The 1520-nt window shown below is 72.8% G+C and carries 1 protein-coding gene; it reads left to right on the plus strand.

Annotation, left to right across the window (positions count from 1 at the left end; genetic code table 11):
- The first annotated feature begins 323 nt into the window (after positions 1 to 323).
- Positions 324 to 1340 (plus strand): hypothetical protein, encoded by a 1017-nt coding sequence (locus AB0958_RS45095; protein WP_366896287.1) that lies wholly within the window; start codon positions 324 to 326, stop codon positions 1338 to 1340.
- Positions 1341 to 1520 lie beyond the last annotated feature (180 nt).

The following is a 1520-nucleotide window of genomic DNA, read 5'->3' on the forward strand; positions in this document are numbered from 1 at the left end:
CGCCCCTGGCGGGGCGGCTGTGTTGGTGGCCCGGTGCGTGCTCGCCGGCCCCGGCCTCCTTCGTCGGCCGGTGCCGTCGGCACCGGGCCGCGGACGCCCCTGGCGGGGCGGCACCTCTTGTTGGGCCGCGCGAGCGCGGCCGTGGTCCCGCCGCGGGCGGCGGGACCGGGTCCGGCTCCGCCGGACCGGGCCGGGCCGGTGGTCGCCACCTCCGGCCGGCGGGCTCCCGGTGCGTTGACCGGCAACGACCGGCGGACCAGGTCACACGAACGTGCGACATCTTCCTGCTGCCGCTCGGCCCACCTGCAGAGCAGACTGGAGGCATGCCGAAGGACCCGGATCACGTCGACCGCACGCCGGTCGAGGGCGACGTTGTCACCCCGCTCGACCTGGACGAGGCTCACGCGCTCACCGCCGAGATCCGGACCGCGATCAAGGACGTCAGGACGGCCACCGGACGACTCGCCGCCGCCGTACGTCGCGCGCACGCCGCCCGGATCTGGACCGTGCTGGGCTATCCCAGTTGGAAGGCGTACGCCAAGGCGGAGTTCAACATCGGACGCTCCCATGCCTACCGGCTCGTCGACCAGGCGGCGACGGCCGAACAACTCGGCGACGCGCTTGTCGAGCTGGGGCTGATGTCCCCCGCGGGGGACGACTTCCTTGCAGACCTCTCAGGCCGGGCCTGGCGGGAGATCCAGGGCAAGGCGCAAGAGGTCGCGGCCCGGGTCGCTGACCGCGTGACTGCTCTGGACGGGGCACCGGACGTCGGGCAACTGCGGGAACTCGTGGCCCAGGCCGTCGAAGACGTACGGGCCGACGCGACGGTGGCGAGTGCGCCTGTCGAGCCGGCCGACGAAGCGGAGGCGTTCGTACTCTGGGAAGGCTCGATCGCCCTGCGTCACGCTCCGGCACATCTCCCGGACGACGAGGCCCTGGCTGCGTTGGCCGCTGCCGGTTACGACACCGATACCGTTCGCCTGCACGCCATGGCCGCTCGGGACTTCGCCCGGGACGGCAACCGCGAACGGCTGAACGCGTTCCGGGCGGCGCTGGACGTACCCGAGGACGAGGCGTACGGCGGGCGCCAGACCGTTGTCCAGGGCCGGGCCCTGGTCGATCAGCTCCTGTTGGCGGACTGGAAGATGGGGACGCTGTTTCTGGAGATCGCCCCCGCCCGGCTGTCGGACCGGGCCGCGGGCTCCATCCTGGCGAAGGCCTTCCGGAGCGACCCGCGCAGCTTCGAGTCGAGGGAACGGCTCGAACTCCGCCGGTACGTGATCACCGGGGATCACCGGGCGTACGAGGAATGGGAGAACCAGGCCCTGGTCGGCGTCTGAGTCGACAACACCTCCGGCGGGCCCTTACTCCCAAGGGGGGTGGGGGCTCGTTTGGTGTGTGCGGCGGGGTGGGTGGCTGAGGTGGGGGCGGGGGCTCCCCTCGGTCGGTCGGTCACCCGGAGGGCGTACCGCCGAACCTGCGGGGGCCACCAGGCCGAGCCGCTTCGCGGTCGCTTCGCG

This window comes from Streptomyces sp. NPDC006655 (assembly GCF_040703965.1).
In the GTDB taxonomy this organism is placed as follows: Bacteria; Actinomycetota; Actinomycetes; order Streptomycetales; family Streptomycetaceae; genus Streptomyces.

What these genes read in the sequence shown, in the direction of transcription:
- AB0958_RS45095 (WP_366896287.1), top strand. Translation starts at nt 324, where the DNA reads ATGCCGAAGGACCCGGATCACGTCGACCGCACGCCGGTCGAGGGCGAC.